This window comes from Pseudomonas sp. SWRI81, from assembly GCF_014268545.1.
GTDB classification, from domain to species: domain Bacteria; phylum Pseudomonadota; class Gammaproteobacteria; order Pseudomonadales; family Pseudomonadaceae; genus Aquipseudomonas; species Aquipseudomonas hamedanensis.
On record NZ_JABWQS010000028.1, the window covers coordinates 23,684 to 40,774 of the forward strand.

The window sequence follows — 17,091 nt, forward strand, 5'->3', positions numbered from 1 at the left end:
ATCCGCTGCACATGTAAAAACGCCGATGGCCAGCGATGGTCATCGGCGTTTTTGTCTGTGTATCGGGAGGCTGGTATATGACTATGTGGCGAGGGAGCTTGCTCCCGCTCGGCTGCGCAGCAGTCGTAATCAAGCTAACTCAATCTACGCAACAGACTGCAACAAGGAGTCCTTCGGCCTCCAGCGGGAGCAAGCTCCCTCGCCACATTGTTCGGCGCTCGAAGTAAAAAATCGCAGCTTCCGGATTGATGTGTAATACCGGCTGAGCGCTGCGATTTTGATCTGGCCGTTACTTCAGACCCTGCGCTTTCACTGCCCGGCGCAACGCCATCAGCCACTTCACAATATCCTGCGGGTCCAGGCGCTGGGGTGCTTTTACGTCAGCCATATTCTCTTCCTTGTGATAGTTCGGCCGGGAGTCTGGCCAAAAGCTGTTCGTCCTTGGAGGGCTTTCCTGAAAAAAAGATCCTTCCTACAGCGAAAAGGAAAATAGCCTTCTTATTCCTTCCCGGCAAACCCACAGGATAGTTTTTTGGGTGATATAAATATGCTTTAACAGTATTTAAATTCCCGTTTTTATACCTATAAAGTCAGTGCCTGCCGGACAGCCACCCGCTGTCCATGGATTGCACCACCGCCGCTTACCGAGCGGCGTCAGGACGCTTCATGACTTTCGATTACGCGTTTATTCTCAGCACTCTGCCGGCCTTTCTCAAAGCCGTAGGCGTAACGCTGCAGGTCGGATTCATCGCGATCGGCACTTCGCTGCTGGTGGCGCTGCTCAATGCGACGATTCTGGTGTTGCGCACGCCTTATCTGCACAGGGTGGTCGGTGTGTACGTCGAGCTGGCGCGCAATACGCCATTGCTGATCCAGCTGTTTTTCGTTTACTTCGCGCTGCCGGCTCTGGGCATCAAGGTCTCCGGGTTTACGGCAGCGATCATCACCATGACCTTCCTCGGCGGTGCTTATCTCACCGAAGTGCTGCGTGCCGGCGTCGATGCGGTGCCCCAGGCACAACTGGAATCCGGCCGGTCAATCGGCTTGTCCCACGGTCAATTGCTGCGCTACGTGATCCTGCCGCAAGCGGGGATCCTCAGCCTGCCGTCGCTGTTCGCCAATTTCATATTCCTGCTCAAGGAAACCACCGTAGTCTCGGCGGTGGCGGTGCCGGAAATTCTCTACACCACCAAGAGCTACATTGCGCTCTATTACAAAACCTACGAAATGCTCGCCGTGTTGACGCTGATCTGCGTGTTGTTGTTTCTGCCGCTGTCGCTGCTGCTCAGCCGCCTGGAAAGGAGGCTCCAGCATGGCCAGTTCGGGTCTTGAGTTGCTTTGGGTGTCGTTGCCGCAATTGGCCAAGGGCGCCGGGCAAACCTTGTCGATCTCGTTTCTGAGCATTGCCATCAGTACCGTCGGCGGCGTGCTCTATGGCGTGTTGCGCACACTCAATGTGCGCTGGCTCAACGCAATCCTGCGGGTTTACCTGGAGCTGTTCCGGGCGATCCCGGTGCTGGTCTGGTTGTACCTGCTGTTTTTCGGCCTGCCGATTTTCCTCGGCCTGAGCCTGCCGAGCTTCTGGTGTGCGGTGCTGGTGCTGTCGCTGTGGGGCGCCAGCGAGGTCGGCGAAGTGGCGCGCGGTGCGCTGCATTCCCTGCCGCGCGGGCAGCGTGAAGCCGGGCTGTCGATTGGCCTGAACGCCGCGCAGCTTTACGGCTACGTGCTGCTGCCGCAGGCGCTGAAACGCATGACGCCACCCACCATCAACGTCTACACGCGGATCATCAAGACCAGTTCGCTGGCGGTGCTGATCGGTGTGGTCGACGTGATCAAGGTCGGTCAGCAGATCATCGAGCGCACCTACGAATCGGTACTGATCTACGGCGCGCTGTTCCTGTTTTTCTTTTTCATCTGCTACCCGCTCTCGGCCGCCTCGCGCGTGCTGGAGCGGCGCTGGACGCAAGCATGAGCGCATTGATCGAGTTTCGCGGTTTCAACAAATTCTACGGCGAGCAACAGGTGCTCAACGGCATTGATCTGCGCGTGCAGAGTGGCGAGGTCATCGTCATTCTCGGCCCCAGCGGCTGCGGCAAAAGTACCCTGCTGCGCTGCCTCAACGGCCTGGAAACGGCGCACAGCGGCAGCATGACATTCGCCGGGCGCGAACTGCTCGATAAGGCCACCGACTGGCGCGACATCCGGCAGCAGATCGGCATGGTGTTTCAGAGTTACCACCTGTTCCCGCACATGAGCGTGCTCGACAATCTGTTGCTCGGTCCGCTCAAGGTGCAAAAGCGTCAGCGTCGCGAAGCGCAACAGCAGGCCGAAGCCTTGCTGGAGCGCGTCGGCCTGCTGGACAAGCGCGATGCGTTCCCGCGCCAGCTCTCCGGCGGTCAGCAGCAACGCATCGCCATCGTCCGTTCGCTGTGCATGAATCCGCGGGTGATGCTGTTCGACGAAGTCACCGCCGCCCTCGATCCGGAAATGGTCAAGGAAGTGCTGCAGGTCATTCAGGGCCTGGCCCGCGAGGGCATGACCCTGTTGATCGTCACCCATGAAATGGCCTTCGCCCGCGCGGTGGCCGACCGCATCGTGTTCATGGATGCCGGGCGCATCCTTGAACAGAACCCCCCCGAGACTTTCTTTACGAACCCGCAAACCGCACGCGCGCAGCAGTTCCTGGAGAAGTTCTCCTTCGTTGCCACACTGCCCAAAACGAATCCGACAAAGGAACTGGAACCGCTATGAAAACTGCCGCTTTTTTAATGCCTCTGCTCAGCCTCGCCTTGCTCGCCGGTTGCGGTAAGACCGAAGCACCGCCCAAACCCAAAGTTGCCAGCGAAAGTGCGGCCCCGGCGGGTTATCTGGACAAGATCAAAGCCCGCGACAAACTGATCGTCGGCGTCTTCACCGACAAGCCACCGTTCGGTTTCGTCGATGAGGCCGGACGCTACGTCGGCTTCGATACCGACATCGGTCGGCGCTTCGCCAAGGACCTGCTCGGCGATGAGAACAAGGTCGAATTCGTGGCCGTGGAACCGGCGAGCCGCATCCCGTTTCTGCAAAGCGACAAGGTCGACCTGATCCTGGCCAACATGACCGTGACCCCGGAGCGCCGGGAAGCGGTGGAATTTACCAACCCGAACCTCAAGGTCGCGGTTCAGGCACTGGTACCGCAGGGCAGCTCGGTGAAAAAACTCGATGACCTGGCGACCCGCACCACCATTGTCACGACCGGCACCACGGCGGATATCTGGCTGACCAAAAACCACCCGGACTGGAAGTTGCTCAAGTTCGAGAAAAATTCCGAGTCGCTGCAAGCCTTGGCCAACGGTCGCGGCGATGCCTATGCGCAGGACAATCTGGTGCTGTTCAGTTGGGCCAAGCAGAACCCGGGCTATCGCGTGCTGGAGGAAAAGCTCGGGGCAGAAGCGCCGATTGCGCCGGCGGTGAAGAAAGGCAATCTCGAATTGCGCGATTGGGTCAACGCTGAGCTGGCGAAGCTTGGGGAAGAGAAGTATCTGCTCAAGCTGTATGACCAATATGTGCGCAAGGAGCTGAGTGATGACACCCGGCCTGAGAGTGTGATTGTCGAAGGCGGCAAGTGGCAGGGTTGATCCGTTGATTCAGTAGTGACGCTGAAATTGCCTTCGCGAGCAGGCTCGCTCCCACAGTGGTACGCGGTCTTCTGTGGGAGCGAGCCTGCTCGCGAATTTTTCAGCCACCGCTTAATCCGGCCAATGCCACGCCGGTTCATCCAGCACCCGCTGGCCGACAATCCCGGTCTGCCCCAGCGTCTTCTCCAGCACGATGCAGTTGCATTCCGGATCTTCCTGCAATGCCGAGATCAATCGCCGCGCATGGGACACCACCCACACCTGGCACTGCTGCGACGCGCGGATGATCAGGCGTGCCAGCGCCGGCAGCAGATCCGGATGCAGGCTGGTTTCCGGTTCGTTCAGCACCATCAGTGTCGGTGGTCTCGGTGTCAGCAATGCCGCGACCAGCAACAGGTAACGCAACGTGCCGTCTGACAATTCCGCCGCCGATAACGGCCGCAGCAAGCCTTCCTGATAAAACTCGATGGCAAAACGGCCACCGGCCAACGGCGCGATGTGCAAGCGCGCGCCGGGGAAGGCATCGCTGATTGCCGCCTGTAGCGCTTCCGGATCGCCGATTTCAATAATCGTCTGCAACGCCGCTGCCAGGTCCCTGCCGTCGTGATGCAGCACCGGCGTGCGGGTGCCCAGTTGTGGCTGACGCACCGGTGCGTCGGCGTCGCTGCGAAAGTGATCGTAAAAGCGCCAGCGGCGGATAAACTCGCGCAATTCAAGTACCTCCGGCGAACCGCGCAGGCTGCCGACCTGATCGAACAGGCTGTCGAAGTCCGGCGTGTATTGCGCCAGTACCTCCCATGTGCGCTCGGCGCGGGCGCGGACCATCGGGCCATTGCGGTCCACCAGCAGGCTCGCGGGGCGAAACACGGGGCCTGCCCAGATGCATTCGCGCTTGATTTGCGGATCGAGTGAAAAACAGGACTGGCTTGGTTCCGGCAGACCCAGACTGATCGAATAACTGAAATCTTCCCCGGCAAACCCCAGGCGCAGACGTTTCACGCTCTGGCGAACCGTGGACTGGATGGCCACCTCGCCGCTGCGCATGCGCCGGCTGAGGGTTTCCGGCCCGGCCCAGAACGTCGAATCCAGCCCGCCTTCGCGAGCCAGCGCATTGACCACGCCACCCTGCGCGGTTTCCGCCAGCAGGCGCAAGGCCCGGTAGAGGTTGGACTTGCCACTGCCGTTGGGCCCGGTGATCAGGTTCAGCCGGCCCAGTGGAATCACCAATTTATTGATCGAGCGGTAATTGGCCACCGCCAGGGTGTTGAGCATGAAATCCTTCTCCGCATACGCTGAATCCGTCACACGATACCCGTGTAGGAGCTGGCGAAGGCTGCGATTTTTTGATGTTGTTTTCAATAAGATCAAAAGATCGCAGCCTGCGGCAGCTCCTGCAGATATAAATCTGGTGTCAGGACGGGCAAGCGTGGAACCCTGTTCTAAGCTCTGAAGTCGTATCGTCTCGACAGCAGCATTACAGGCCAAGGAGTGTGCATGGCGGGTCCCGGATTGAAAGTGCTGATGGCGTTGAGCGCCATGGCGTTGCTCACCGCTTGCGGCGACAAGAAACCTGCTCAGGAATACTTGCCAAGGGTCTTTGTGCAAAAGGTCGAACCGGCAAACTACGCCGCAGCGGTGACCCTCACCGGTGATGTGCAGGCACGCGTGCAGACGCAATTGTCATTTCGCGTCGGCGGCAAGATCATCCAGCGCATGGTCGACGTCGGCGACCGTGTCACCGCCAAACAGGTGCTGGCCAGACTCGACCCGAAAGATTTGCAGACCAACGTCGATTCCGCCCAGGCCCAGGTCGTCGCCGAACAGGCCCGCGTGAAGCAGGCAGCGGCGGCGTTCGTCCGTCAGCAAAAACTCCTGCCCAAGGGCTACACCAGCCAAAGCGAATACGATTCGGCACAAGCGGCGTTGCGCAGCAGCCAGAGCGCATTGAGCGCCGCCCAGGCGCAATTGGCCAACGCCAGGGACCAGCTCAGCTATACCGCGTTGATCGCCGATGCGCCGGGGATCATCACCGAGCGCCAGGCCGAAGTGGGCCAGGTGGTGCAGGCCACCGCACCGATCTTCAGCCTGGCCCGTGATGGCGACCGCGACGCAGTGTTCAACGTTTACGAATCGCTGCTCGCCGAGCGCCCGGCAGAGCGTTCGATTGTGGTCAGCCTGCTCGACAATCCGCAGGTCAAAACCACCGGCACCGTGCGCGAGATTACCCCGGCGGTATCGGCGCAATCGGGCACCGTGCAGGTCAAGGTCAGCCTCGACAAACTGCCGCCGGGCATGCAGCTCGGCTCAGTGGTCAGCGCCACGGCCAAAGGCTCAGGCAAATCGGCGGTCGAATTGCCGTGGTCGGCACTGACGAAGAACATCAGCGCGCCGGCGGTCTGGCTGGTCGATGGCAACGGTGAAGCGCAATTGCACAACGTCACGGTTGGCCGCTACCTGACCGGCAAAGTCATCATCAGCGAGGGGCTCAAGGGCGGCGAAAAAGTCATCGTCGCCGGAGGGCAATTGCTGCACCCGGGGATGAAAGTCGAAATCGCTGAAAACACTTACAAGGATTTGCAACCGGGAGCGCAACCATGAAGCGTTTCGGGCTGTTGTGCATGGCGCTGATACTCACCGCCTGCTCGGAAAAGGAAGCCGCGCCGGAGCCGGTGCGGCCGGTGCTGTCGGTCAAGGTTGAAGCCTTGAGCGAGGAAAATCTCGGCCGCTTTGCCGGGAGCATCCAGGCGCGCTACGAAAGCAATACCGGTTTCCGCGTCGGCGGGCGTATCGCCAGTCGTAACGTCGATGTCGGCGCCGAGGTGCAGAAGGGCACGTTGCTTGCGACCCTCGATCCGTCCGATCAGCAAAACCAGTTGCGCTCGGCTCAGGGCGATCTGGCCAGGGTCCAGGCGCAACTGATCAACGCGCAAGCCAACGCACGGCGGCAGCAGGCGCTGTTCGATCGCGGCGTTGGCGCCCAGGCGCAACTGGACGTTGCCAACACGGATCTGAAAACTACCCAGGCTTCCCTGGACCAGGCACGCGCGGCGGTCAACCAGAGCAAGGACCAACTCAGCTACACCGAACTGCGTGCCGACCACAAAGCGGTGGTCACCGCCTGGAACGCCGAGGCCGGGCAGGTGGTGACGGCGGGGCAGCAAGTGGTGACGCTGGCGCAACCGGACATCAAGGAGGCGGTGATCGACCTGCCCGACACGCTGGTCGATCAGCTTCCCGACGACGTGGTGTTTTCGGTCGCTGCACAGCTCGACCCGAGCATCCACACCACGGCGATCATCCGCGAGATCGAACCCCAGGCACAGAGCGCCACGCGTACCCGCCGCGCACGTCTGACCCTGACCGATACACCGGACGGTTTTCGCCTCGGCACGGCAATCAGTGTGACCCTCAGCTCAGCGATCAAACCGCGTATCGAGTTACCCGCCACGGCGTTGCAGGAGGTCGAGGGCAAAGCGCGGATCTGGGTGATCGATACCCAGAGCAAAACCGTCAGCCCTCGCGACGTCACGGTCATCAGCCGCACCGACAGCAGCGTGGTACTGGCCGGCGGTGTGAAGGATGGCGAGCGCGTGGTCAGCGCCGGCGTCAACAGTCTCAAACCCGGACAATCGGTAAAACTTGACGAGGACAGTCAATGAAAGGCTCTTTCAACCTCTCCGAATGGGCCCTCAAGCATCAGTCATTCGTCTGGTATCTGATGTTCGTCGGATTGCTCATGGGGGTGTTTTCCTACTTCAATCTGGGCCGCGAAGAAGACCCGTCATTCACCATCAAGACCATGGTGATCCAGACCAAGTGGCCGGGCGCGACTCAGGAGGAAACCCTCAAGCAGGTCACCGATCGCATCGAGAAAAAACTCGAGGAACTCGACTCCCTCGACTACGTGAAAAGCTACACGCGCCCCGGCGAATCGACGGTGTACGTGTACCTGCGCGACACCACCAGTGCCAAGGACATCCCGGAAATCTGGTACCAGGTGCGCAAGAAAATCGACGACATTCGCGGCCAGTTTCCCCAGGGGATTCAAGGGCCGGGCTTCAACGATGAGTTCGGTGACGTGTACGGCTCGGTGTACGCCTTTACCGCCGACGGCCTGACCATGCGCCAATTGCGCGATTACGTGGAACAGGCGCGGGCCGAGATTCGCAATGTGCCGGGGCTGGGCAAGATCGAAATGGTCGGCCAGCAGGACGAAGTCATTTACCTGAATTTCTCCACCCGCAAACTGGCCGCGCTGGGGATTGATCAGCGCCAGGTCGTGCAAAGCCTGCAATCGCAGAACGCCGTGACCCCGGCCGGGGTGATCGAGGCCGGTCCCGAGCGGATTTCCGTGCGCACCTCGGGCCAGTTCGCTTCGGAAAAGGATCTGGCCGAGGTCAACCTCAAGCTCAATGACCGTTTTTATCGTCTGGCTGATGTCGCCGATATCAGCCGTGGCTACGTCGATCCGGCAACGCCGGAATTTCGTTTCGACGGCAAGCCGGCCATTGGCCTGGCGATAGCCATGCAAAAGGGCGGCAACGTTCAGGAGTTCGGCAAGGCTTTGCACGCGCGCATCGACCAACTCACCGCGGACCTGCCGGTAGGCGTCGGCGTGCACACCGTGTCCGATCAGGCAGTGGTGGTTGAGGAGGCAGTGGGCGGTTTCACCAGCGCCTTGTTCGAAGCGGTGATCATCGTGCTGGTGGTGAGCTTCATCAGCCTCGGCGTACGTGCCGGTCTGGTGGTGGCCTGCTCGATCCCGCTGGTGCTGGCGATGGTGTTTGTGTTCATGGAATACAGCGGCATCACCATGCAGCGGATTTCCCTCGGCGCGCTGATCATCGCCCTTGGTCTGCTGGTGGACGACGCGATGATCACCGTGGAAATGATGGTCACGCGCCTGGAAATGGGCGAGAGCAAGGAGCAGGCGGCGACGTTCGCCTACACCTCGACGGCCTTCCCGATGCTCACCGGTACGCTGGTGACCGTCGCCGGTTTCGTGCCCATCGGCCTCAACGCCAGCTCCGCCGGTGAATACACCTACACCCTGTTTGCGGTGATCGCGGTGGCGATGATCGTCTCGTGGGTGGTGGCGGTGTTCTTTGCGCCAGTGATTGGTGTGCACATCCTCAGCGCCAATGTGAAGCCGCACGCTGCCGAGCCGGGGCGCATCGGTCGCGCGTTCAATGGCGGTCTGTTGTGGGCCATGCGCAATCGCTGGTGGGCCATCGGCATTACCGTGCTGTTGTTCGTGCTGGCGGTCTTTTGCATGCGCTTTGTGCAGAACCAGTTCTTCCCGGCCTCGGACCGTCCGGAGATTCTGGTTGACCTGAACCTGCCGCAAAACGCTTCGATCGACGAAACCCGCAAAGCAGTGGACAAGCTCGAAGCGACCCTCAAGGGCGATCCGGACATCGTGCGCTGGAGCACTTACATCGGCCAGGGCGCGATCCGTTTCTACCTGCCCCTCGACCAGCAATTGCAAAACCCGTACTACGCGCAACTGGTGATCGTCAGCAAGGATTTCGAAGCGCGCGAGGCGTTGAGCCAGCGCCTGCGCGAGCGTCTGCACAAAGACTTCGTCGGCATCGGCAGCTACGTGCAGGCGCTGGAAATGGGCCCGCCAGTGGGCCGCCCGATCCAGTACCGGGTCAGCGGCAAGGACGTCGATCAGGTGCGCAGGCACGCCATCGATCTGGCGACCGAACTGGACAAAAACCCGCACATCGGCGAGATCATTTACGACTGGAACGAGCCGGGCAAGGTCCTGCGCATCGACATTGCCCAGGACAAGGCACGCCAGCTCGGGCTGTCGTCCGAAGACGTGGCGAACCTGATGAACAGCATCGTCAGCGGCGCACCCTTGACCCAGGTCGATGACGACATCTACCTGATCAACGTCGTCGGCCGTGCGGTGGATGCCGAGCGCGGGACGCCGGAGACCCTGCAAAACCTGCAAATCGTCACGCCGAGCGGCACCTCGATTCCGCTGCTGGCGTTCGCCACCGTGCGCTATGAACTGGAGCAGCCGCTGGTGTGGCGTCGCGATCGCTTGCCGACCATCACCATCAAGGCGTCGGTGCGTGACGAGATCCAGCCGACCGATCTGGTGAAACTGCTCAAGCCGTCGATCGACGCCTTCGCGGCCAAATTGCCGGTCGGTTACAAGGTCGCCACGGGCGGCACGGTCGAGGAGAGCGGCAAGGCCCAGGGGCCGATTGCCAAGGTTCTGCCGTTGATGCTGTTTCTGATGGCGACCTTCCTGATGATCCAGTTGCACAGCGTGCAGAAGATGTTCCTGGTGGCCAGTGTCGCGCCGCTGGGGCTGATTGGCGTGGTGCTGGCGCTGGTGCCGACCGGTACGCCGATGGGTTTTGTGGCGATCCTGGGGATTCTCGCGCTGATCGGCATCATCATCCGCAACTCGGTGATTCTGGTGACGCAGATCGATGAGTTCGAACAGAAAGGCTATGCGCCCTGGGATGCGGTGGTGGAAGCGACTGAACACCGGCGCCGGCCGATCCTGCTGACCGCGGCGGCCGCGAGCATGGGCATGATCCCGATCGCCCGGGAAGTGTTCTGGGGGCCGATGGCCTACGCCATGATTGGCGGGATCGTGGTGGCAACGCTGCTGACGCTGTTGTTCCTGCCGGCGCTGTATGTGGCCTGGTACAAGATCCGCGAACCGCAGAAGGACGAGCAGGCGGCGCGGTGATGGCGGGCCACGCATCTTTGGGAATGGTCTGACTTACAGCAGCAACGGCTTGGGTTAACGTCCCTCCTTCATTTGAGGAGGGACGTCCGATGTCGACCGTTGCTGGCTGCTTGCGCCATCTCCTGCTGCTGGCGGGCCTGAGTCTGTCGCCGTCATCGCTGGCCGAAGTCCTGCTGGAAAACGCGCTGTGGCGAGTCGCGGTCGATCCGGCAACATTGGCGGTACGTGTCGAACCCACCGGCCGCCCCGCCGTGCAGGCCTCGACCGGTGGGCTGCGGCACACGGTCAGCCAACTGAACAGGCGCGACAACCGCCTCGACTGGCAGTGGGGCGGGGGTGTCTGGGCGCTCAGTGTCGAGCTGGACCAGCGCGAGGTGTCGTTCTCGATCACCGCGCGGACACCTTCCGAACTAGAGTTTTTGCATCAGCCCGGCAGTGCGATGGGCCAGGCACTGATCTGGCCGCTTGCCGAAGGGCATTACGTGCCCCGTGGCGATCCCGTCTGGCGCCGGTTTCTGATCAACCAAGGCGCACTCGATACCATCCAGGACCTGAGCCTGCCGCTGTGGGGGATGGCGCATGCCGGGTTCAGCCTGCACTGGCTGATGACCGAGCCTTATAACAATCAGCTGCGCTTCACCACGGACGGCGATGCGCTGGCGTTATCGGCGCGGCATCGCTTTACCTCGCTTGAACCCTCAAGGCCGCTGACGTTCCGCCTGTTCCTCGGCACTGGCGAACCGTTGGCCGGCGCTCGACGCTACAAGCAATGGCTGATCGACAGTGGCCAGTACGAAACCTTGCAGGACAAGCTCGCGAAAACCCCGCAGGCCCGCAAGCTGCTGGGCGCCAGCCACGTCTACTTGTGGGGCAACGGCCTGTTGGGGCCGGACGACGTGCGCAATTGGCCGCTGCTGCTCGCCCGTTTGCGTGGTTCGGCGCCGCTTGCCGGCGAGCTGCGCGCCGCAATGGATGCTGAAGCGCTGCGACTGATCGCGAGCGAGACCTTGCTCAACCGCTATCAGCAGAGCCTGCTGTTGCGCAGTCTCAACCAGGCATTGAACACCCAGGCACGCAAGACCTGGCAGGCTCAAGCGGTCCCGGACATGTCGGCGCTGGTCAACAGTTACGCCGAGGTGCGCGCGCAACTGGCCAGTGCCTTGGCGAATGCGCTGACGTCCGACTCGACGCGCTGGGGCAGCACCTTGTCGCAACGTACCATCCAGCAACTGCAGGACGCCGGGCTGTCGCGTTTGTGGTTGGGACTCGGCGAAGGCTGGGAGGGCGGGCTGTGGCATCCGCAAGCGGTTCGCGCTGCGGTAAAGGCGGGCTATCTGATCGCGCCGTACGACTCTTACGAGACAGCGTTGCGCGGTGACGAAAACCCGGACTGGACCACTGCGCACCTGGGCGACCGGGCAAACCGCGATTGCGCAATTGTGTTGGAGGGCGGTGCGCTGAAACGCGGTTTTCAACAGGCGGGCCACTACATCGATCCGCGGTGCGTGCGACCGCTACTGGAGCAACGCGTGCGCGCCATCCAGCAGGCTGCCGGGTTCAACAGCTGGTTTCTCGATGCTTACGCCGCGGGCATGGTGTTCGACAGCTATCGTTCCGACGCGCCCCTGACCCAGGCGCAGAACGCCGAAGGCAATGTCGCGGCCTCCCGCTGGCTCAACGAAACCCTGCGAATGCCGAGCGGTTCCGAGGGCGGCAACGCGACCACCGCCCGTGGCCTGCTGTTTGCCCATGGCATGCAGACGCCGGTGATCGGTTGGGGCGATGGCGAGATGCAAGAACCCGGCTCGCCGTTCTTCGTCGGTCAGTGGTATCCACCGGAACAACCGGCAGTGTTCTTCAAGCCGGTGCCGGTGAAGGCGTCGTATCGGCGCATTCACTTTGAACCCGAGAACCGTTTACCGCTGTACCAAACGGTGTTTCACGGATCGATCATTACTAGCCATCACTGGCTGTTCGACAGCCTGAAATTGAGCAACGTGCGCATCGAAAACGAACTCGCGCAGCTGCTCTACAACGTGCCACCGCTGTATCACCTGAGTGCAACGACGCTTGCGCAGCGGTTGCCGTTGATTGCGCGTCAGGAGCGGTTTTTCCGTCCGCTGCACGAGCGACTGGCGACCCAGGCGCTCAGTGCTTTCGAGTGGCTGAGCGAGGACAGAAAAGTGCAGCGGACCACGTTCGAGGACGGCACGCGACTGATCGCCAACTTTGACGCCGTCCCGCGTGAACTGGAGGGGCAGATGCTGCCCGGGCATAGCGTGATGGCGCTGACACCGCAAGGTTCGGTCAGCCGTTACGAAGCGCTCGCCGCGCCGTAGGTCAGACCTTGCGCCAGACGCTGGCCAGCCACGGTTGCTGCTCGCGGGGCAGACCGGCGGGACGGTAATAGTGCTCCAGTTCGACAAACCCGGCATCCGTCAGCAATCGACGCCAGGCTTCAAGGTCGTGGTAGGCGCCGTATCGCGGGCCGTTCCAGCCCTCACGATTGTCCCCGCGCGGATTGGAACTGAACAACACGCCATCGGCTTTCAGCGTGCCGTGCAATTGCTTGAGCACCTGCGGCAACGCCTGCGAGGGCACATGAAACAGCGTGGCGTTGGCGAAGACGCCGTCGAAGCGCGCGGTCGGCAAGTCCAGCTTGAGGAAGTCCTGCTGCCAGACCTCGCAACCGCTGTCCTCGCGGGCCATCCGCGCGAATTCCAGCGAACCGTCGAGACCGACGGCGACATGCCCCATTCGCGTGAACGTCTGCAAGTCGCGCCCCGGGCCGCAGCCGAAATCGAGGATCGTGAACGGCGCCTGCGACCTGATGTGGCGCAGCAACGCATCGATGTTCTGGCTGACGTCGTGGTCGCGGGTGCCTTCACGGAAGTCTTCGGCCACTGAGTTGTAGTGGCTTAGGGTCGTGGCGGTAATCTGTTCGAGGTCGGTAGGCGTCTGTTTCATGATCGGGGCTGTGTCGGCGAAGTCAGGCCTGACTATAAGCGTTTTCGCGCTTGAAAGATCGCCGACTTGGGCAGCGCCAACGGGGCCCTTGCAAGCTCTGCTGGTGCTGCCCAGGTCTGCGATCCTCAGGGCCGGTTTCAGTTGCGCTTCATCTCCAGACAGTCGATCGAGCGATCGACCATCGCCTTGGCCATCTCCAGCAAATGCCAGACCGAGAACACCATGGCCCGATCTTCGCCTCCGAGATGATCGCCACACTGGTGCACAGTCACCGAGGCGCAGCGCAGCAGGTCGGCGACATACAACTGGGCGTCCTCCAGCGATACATCATTGCTGATGCTGTACACGCGTTTTTGCCCTGGCAGGTTCATGGGGTTGCCGGCCAGATGGGTGTCCACTGCTCGGCAAAGGGCGGAGCGATCCTTGAGCAGATCCGCAGTAAAGTTCTGGTGAGAGGCAAGGTTGAACGGAGGATCGGGAAGATGTTTTTCCATAGGTAAACTCCTGACTTCAAGTGGGAGCCAACCATTTCGCGACTAAACGAGCAGGCGGCGGCTGCACGCGGGTCAGTCGCTGATCACAAGCATCGGCGCACTTGAAAGTGCCCCGCGCCCAGCCGCCATCCATCAGATGAAAACTCTCTGCTGATGTCAGGTCTGACTGCACGCCCAGCGAATCCGAGCGACTACACCCGGTCACTGCCGAACAGTGACGGTCGGAGATTAGCTACGGGATATTTCGGGCACAAGCGTCGAAAATAATCTAGGAATCGTCCTGCAAAGGGCGGTGGTCATGCCCGGTGAAACGGAAAATTACCTGTGGGAAATGTCTGGTTTTCACCAAGGATCTTGCCTTTTATTCGTAACCAGCGACGTCATCAGATGAGTTCAGTGGCTATGAGCCATCGCGTTGCACGCAGCTTAGCACCTGTTAGTTCTTACAGTATCGAACCACGGAAAACCGGCTCAGTATGGGGACACTGACCCGAGGACTCGCGTAGCCGTGAACACTCGCCGCGACACCACCACGCCGACCTTGTCGGTCATTGACCCGCGCGCATTGGCAATTCGTAGCGTTGCCTATTGTCGGCATCCGGACAAACCCGACATCGACGCGCGCATCACCCGGCAGGTGTTTGATGACGTGGGGCGTCAGGTGGCGTCGTGGGATCCGCGGTTGTGGGGCGTTGCGCCGAAGCCGAATCTGACCACAAGCTACGCATTGAGTGGCCAGGCATTGTTCACAGACAGCGTTGACGCTGGCTGGCAGGTGCGGCTGTTGAATGAAGCGGGGTCGGTTTGTTCTGACTGGGATGCGCGTGGTAGCCAGAGTCATCGCCAATACGATGATCTGCAGCGTCCGCTGGCGCTGACTGAGCAAACGCATGACGGGCAGTCCTGCGTGGTCGAGCGCTGGAATTATGGCAGCGCCACGGATGATTGCGCCCAGCACAATCAATGCGGCCGTCCGATCCGCCACGATGACCCGGCCGGCAATCGGCACTTCGATGACTACGGCCTCGGCGGCGCAGTGCTGGTGGAGTCGCGACGTTTTTTGATTGAGCTGGAGACGCCTGACTGGCCAATCGAACCCGATCGGCGGGATGACTACCTCGAGAAAACAACCTACATCACCCGGCAGACGTTCAATCCGACAGGCGACTTGCAGCATCACACCGACGCGATGGGCAACCTCAGCACGCAGCATTACAACGTGGCCGGGCAGTCTTGCGCGACCTGGCTGTTGCAGGCCGGCGACGGCAGGCAGCCGACGTGTCTGGTCAGTGCCATTCGCTACAACGCGCAGGGTCAGATCGAAAGTGAGACGGCCGGCAACGGCGTCATCGCCCGTGCCGAATACAGCCGCGCTGACGGCCGGTTGCTCAGACTGCTCGCCAGTATCGGCGCGCGACCTGCGTTGCAGGATCTGAATTATGTCTACGATCCGGTTGGCAACATCATCAGCCTGGAAGACAAGACTCAAGTCGTGTCCTTGTTCAACAATCAGCGTATCGATCCGGTCAGTCGGTATCGCTACGACAGCCTTTATCAGCTGGTCGAGGCCAGCGGTTGGGAGGTCAGCAAGCCGAGCCATGGCCCGGCTTTACCGGATCTTCTGCCAACGCCGCTGGACCCCAATCAACGGCGCAACTACACGCAAAAAATCGATTACGACGCAGCGGGTAATCTGATCACCCGCCACCACAGCGGTGCGCCGGGGTTTTCGATGTACACCTCCCATCACAGCAATCGGAGCCTGGCGCAGCGCGACGATGGTTCTTTGCCCGGGGAAGCGGAGATAGCGCTGGGATTTGATGCGGCGGGTAATCAGCTCGAGTTGCAACGTGGTCAGGCCATGACGTGGAATGTCCGTAATGAGCTAACTCGGGTTGCGCTGGTCAACCGCGGGAATAAGACCGATGACTACGAATGTTATCGCTGCAGTGAACCGGGTCATCGGCTGCGCAAGACCCATGTCATTCAAGCATCCGGGAAGATGCGTCGAGCGGAAGTGCGCTATCTGCCAAACCTTGAGGTCCACCGCGGGGCGGATGGTCGAGAATGGCATGTAATCAGTATCGAGACAGGGCGTAATCAGGTGCGCCTGCTCCATTGGCCTGATGGCGATGAAATTGATCAGCAGTGTTATAGCCTTGGCGATCATCTCGGCTCCAGCACTTTGGAATTGGATGAGTCTGCCGGGCTTCTCAGTCAGGAGCACTTTTACCCGTATGGCGGTACGGCGTGCTGGGCCGGCAGAGATGCACTGACGGTAAAGCACAAGACAACCCGTTATTCGGGCCGGGAATTCGACGCTACCGGACTTTATTACTATGGATATCGATACTTCGCGCCATGGCTGCAGCGCTGGATATGTCCCGACCCGGCAGGAAAAGCTGATGGGCTGAATCGCTATACGATGGTGGGAAATAACCCCGTCAGCTTTTACGACTGGCAAGGCACGGTAAAAATTCCGGCAGATGTTTTCATCAGCGATATCGTCAACCCTATGGCCAAGAGCATTGAGACGGGATGGTTTGAAGAACTGATCTGGAACGACGAAGCACAATCGTTCGCGAGCACCGGCGTGGTTTATGGGCGGGGTATGGAAGCTTATGAGGGAGAGTCCTCAGTCTGGACACCGACGGCATTCGGTGATGCAGTAGCCCTGTTCCGCGATCAAACCGGGAGGCTTCGTCTCTTTGCCAATATGTATCAACAACATATGGGCATACAGCCGGGTATGGGGTTGCCGGAGTTTGCGGGCATATTGAAAATCGACCCGCTGAATACCGCAGGATTTACCATCGACAATAGTTCTGGCCATTACAAGCCGGAGCCTTCTGTTGGCCATGAAGCGCTGGTTAGTGAAATCGCACCGGCCCAGTCGGTCAGATTTGTCACGGTTCCTGAAAGCCTGGGTTTTGGTTCGGCACTGCGAATGGATTCGATTGATTCCCCCGAGCAGTATTCAATTCTTGTCAATCGATTCAAACACGATTATCGAGGTCTTATCGGATACTTGAAGGAGCATGGTGTATGGGAGGCTGCCAAGGCGCTTTGGGAAAACAGTAAAGCGCTTGGCCTCATCTTCGAGATGGACGCGACAGGGCTGAGCGCTCAGGAAATCTATATGAAACGTTCCGTGCTGGCGGCCGAACCCGTATCGGCGCCCATGTCGTCCTCACTGACCGCAAGCAATCCAGAGCCATCCACCCAACCCAAAACCAGCAAATCCTCCTTTTTCCAGCGTTTGTTTTCTCGCTAACCTTTGCTGCGGTGAATG

The 17,091-nt window shown here is 60.6% G+C and carries 12 protein-coding genes; 9 read left to right on the forward strand and 3 right to left on the reverse strand.

Features of this window, described 5'->3' with window-relative positions:
- Window positions 1-666 precede the first annotated feature (666 nt).
- The 4 genes from HU765_RS17725 to HU765_RS17740 are packed head-to-tail and all read left to right on the forward strand — an operon-like array spanning window position 667 to window position 3,620.
- A complete protein-coding gene (locus HU765_RS17725) occupies window positions 667-1,332 on the forward strand; it encodes an amino acid ABC transporter permease (RefSeq protein WP_186621985.1) in 666 nt (221 codons plus the stop codon).
- Window positions 1,313-1,972, forward strand: coding sequence for an amino acid ABC transporter permease (locus tag HU765_RS17730; protein ID WP_099757697.1), 660 nt, complete (start codon window positions 1,313-1,315; stop codon window positions 1,970-1,972). Before HU765_RS17725 ends, HU765_RS17730 begins: the two co-directional genes overlap by 20 nt.
- Window positions 1,969-2,751: an amino acid ABC transporter ATP-binding protein gene (locus HU765_RS17735; RefSeq protein WP_186621987.1), complete on the forward strand. Its 783-nt coding sequence runs from the start codon at window positions 1,969-1,971 to the stop codon at window positions 2,749-2,751. Before HU765_RS17730 ends, HU765_RS17735 begins: the two co-directional genes overlap by 4 nt.
- A complete protein-coding gene (locus HU765_RS17740) occupies window positions 2,748-3,620 on the forward strand; it encodes a transporter substrate-binding domain-containing protein (RefSeq protein WP_186621989.1) in 873 nt (290 codons plus the stop codon). Before HU765_RS17735 ends, HU765_RS17740 begins: the two co-directional genes overlap by 4 nt.
- A 111-nt stretch (window positions 3,621-3,731) precedes the next feature.
- Here the strand turns inward: HU765_RS17740 and HU765_RS17745 are convergent, their stop codons facing one another.
- Window positions 3,732-4,892: an AAA family ATPase gene (locus HU765_RS17745; protein WP_186621991.1), complete on the reverse strand. Its 1,161-nt coding sequence runs from the start codon at window positions 4,890-4,892 to the stop codon at window positions 3,732-3,734.
- A gap of 222 nt (window positions 4,893-5,114) precedes the next feature.
- Here HU765_RS17745 and HU765_RS17750 point away from each other — a divergent pair, with 222 nt between their 5' ends.
- From HU765_RS17750 to HU765_RS17765, 4 genes are all read left to right on the forward strand, one after another.
- Window positions 5,115-6,218 carry an efflux RND transporter periplasmic adaptor subunit gene (locus HU765_RS17750; protein ID WP_186621993.1) on the forward strand — a complete coding sequence of 368 codons (1,104 nt, stop codon included), beginning with the start codon at window positions 5,115-5,117 and terminating at the stop codon, window positions 6,216-6,218.
- Complete coding sequence (locus HU765_RS17755; RefSeq protein ID WP_186621995.1) at window positions 6,215-7,279, forward strand: efflux RND transporter periplasmic adaptor subunit; 1,065 nt, start codon at window positions 6,215-6,217, stop codon at window positions 7,277-7,279. The genes HU765_RS17750 and HU765_RS17755 overlap by 4 nt, the downstream gene beginning before the upstream one ends.
- Window positions 7,276-10,338, forward strand: a complete 3,063-nt coding sequence (locus HU765_RS17760) for an efflux RND transporter permease subunit (RefSeq protein ID WP_186621997.1) — start codon at window positions 7,276-7,278, stop codon at window positions 10,336-10,338. Before HU765_RS17755 ends, HU765_RS17760 begins: the two co-directional genes overlap by 4 nt.
- Before the next feature lie 89 nt (window positions 10,339-10,427).
- Entirely contained in the window at window positions 10,428-12,677 is a 2,250-nt protein-coding gene (locus HU765_RS17765; protein ID WP_186621999.1) for a glycoside hydrolase, read from the forward strand.
- Between the two features lies 1 nt (window position 12,678).
- Here the strand turns inward: HU765_RS17765 and HU765_RS17770 are convergent, their stop codons facing one another.
- Together HU765_RS17770 and HU765_RS17775 are read right to left on the reverse strand one after the other, a co-directional pair.
- Window positions 12,679-13,305 (reverse strand): class I SAM-dependent methyltransferase, encoded by a 627-nt coding sequence (locus tag HU765_RS17770; protein WP_186622001.1) that lies wholly within the window; start codon window positions 13,303-13,305, stop codon window positions 12,679-12,681.
- A 137-nt stretch (window positions 13,306-13,442) separates the two neighbouring features.
- Window positions 13,443-13,799 (reverse strand): hypothetical protein, encoded by a 357-nt coding sequence (locus tag HU765_RS17775; RefSeq protein ID WP_186551523.1) that lies wholly within the window; start codon window positions 13,797-13,799, stop codon window positions 13,443-13,445.
- A 508-nt stretch (window positions 13,800-14,307) separates the two neighbouring features.
- Between HU765_RS17775 and HU765_RS17780 the strand changes: the two genes are divergently transcribed.
- Window positions 14,308-17,073, forward strand: coding sequence for an RHS repeat protein (locus tag HU765_RS17780; protein WP_186622003.1), 2,766 nt, complete (start codon window positions 14,308-14,310; stop codon window positions 17,071-17,073).
- Window positions 17,074-17,091: the final 18 nt, after the last annotated feature.

Bases quoted from the DNA above. Each gene is read 5' to 3' on its own strand.
- HU765_RS17725 (WP_186621985.1), top strand. From the start codon at position 667: ATGACTTTCGATTACGCGTTTATTCTCAGCACTCTGCCGGCCTTTCTC.
- HU765_RS17730 (WP_099757697.1), top strand. From the start codon at position 1,313: ATGGCCAGTTCGGGTCTTGAGTTGCTTTGGGTGTCGTTGCCGCAATTG.
- HU765_RS17735 (WP_186621987.1), top strand. From the start codon at position 1,969: ATGAGCGCATTGATCGAGTTTCGCGGTTTCAACAAATTCTACGGCGAG.
- HU765_RS17740 (WP_186621989.1), top strand. From the start codon at position 2,748: ATGAAAACTGCCGCTTTTTTAATGCCTCTGCTCAGCCTCGCCTTGCTC.
- HU765_RS17745 (WP_186621991.1), bottom strand. From the start codon at position 4,892: ATGCTCAACACCCTGGCGGTGGCCAATTACCGCTCGATCAATAAATTG.
- HU765_RS17750 (WP_186621993.1), top strand. From the start codon at position 5,115: ATGGCGGGTCCCGGATTGAAAGTGCTGATGGCGTTGAGCGCCATGGCG.
- HU765_RS17755 (WP_186621995.1), top strand. From the start codon at position 6,215: ATGAAGCGTTTCGGGCTGTTGTGCATGGCGCTGATACTCACCGCCTGC.
- HU765_RS17760 (WP_186621997.1), top strand. From the start codon at position 7,276: ATGAAAGGCTCTTTCAACCTCTCCGAATGGGCCCTCAAGCATCAGTCA.
- HU765_RS17765 (WP_186621999.1), top strand. From the start codon at position 10,428: ATGTCGACCGTTGCTGGCTGCTTGCGCCATCTCCTGCTGCTGGCGGGC.
- HU765_RS17770 (WP_186622001.1), bottom strand. From the start codon at position 13,305: ATGAAACAGACGCCTACCGACCTCGAACAGATTACCGCCACGACCCTA.
- HU765_RS17775 (WP_186551523.1), bottom strand. From the start codon at position 13,799: ATGGAAAAACATCTTCCCGATCCTCCGTTCAACCTTGCCTCTCACCAG.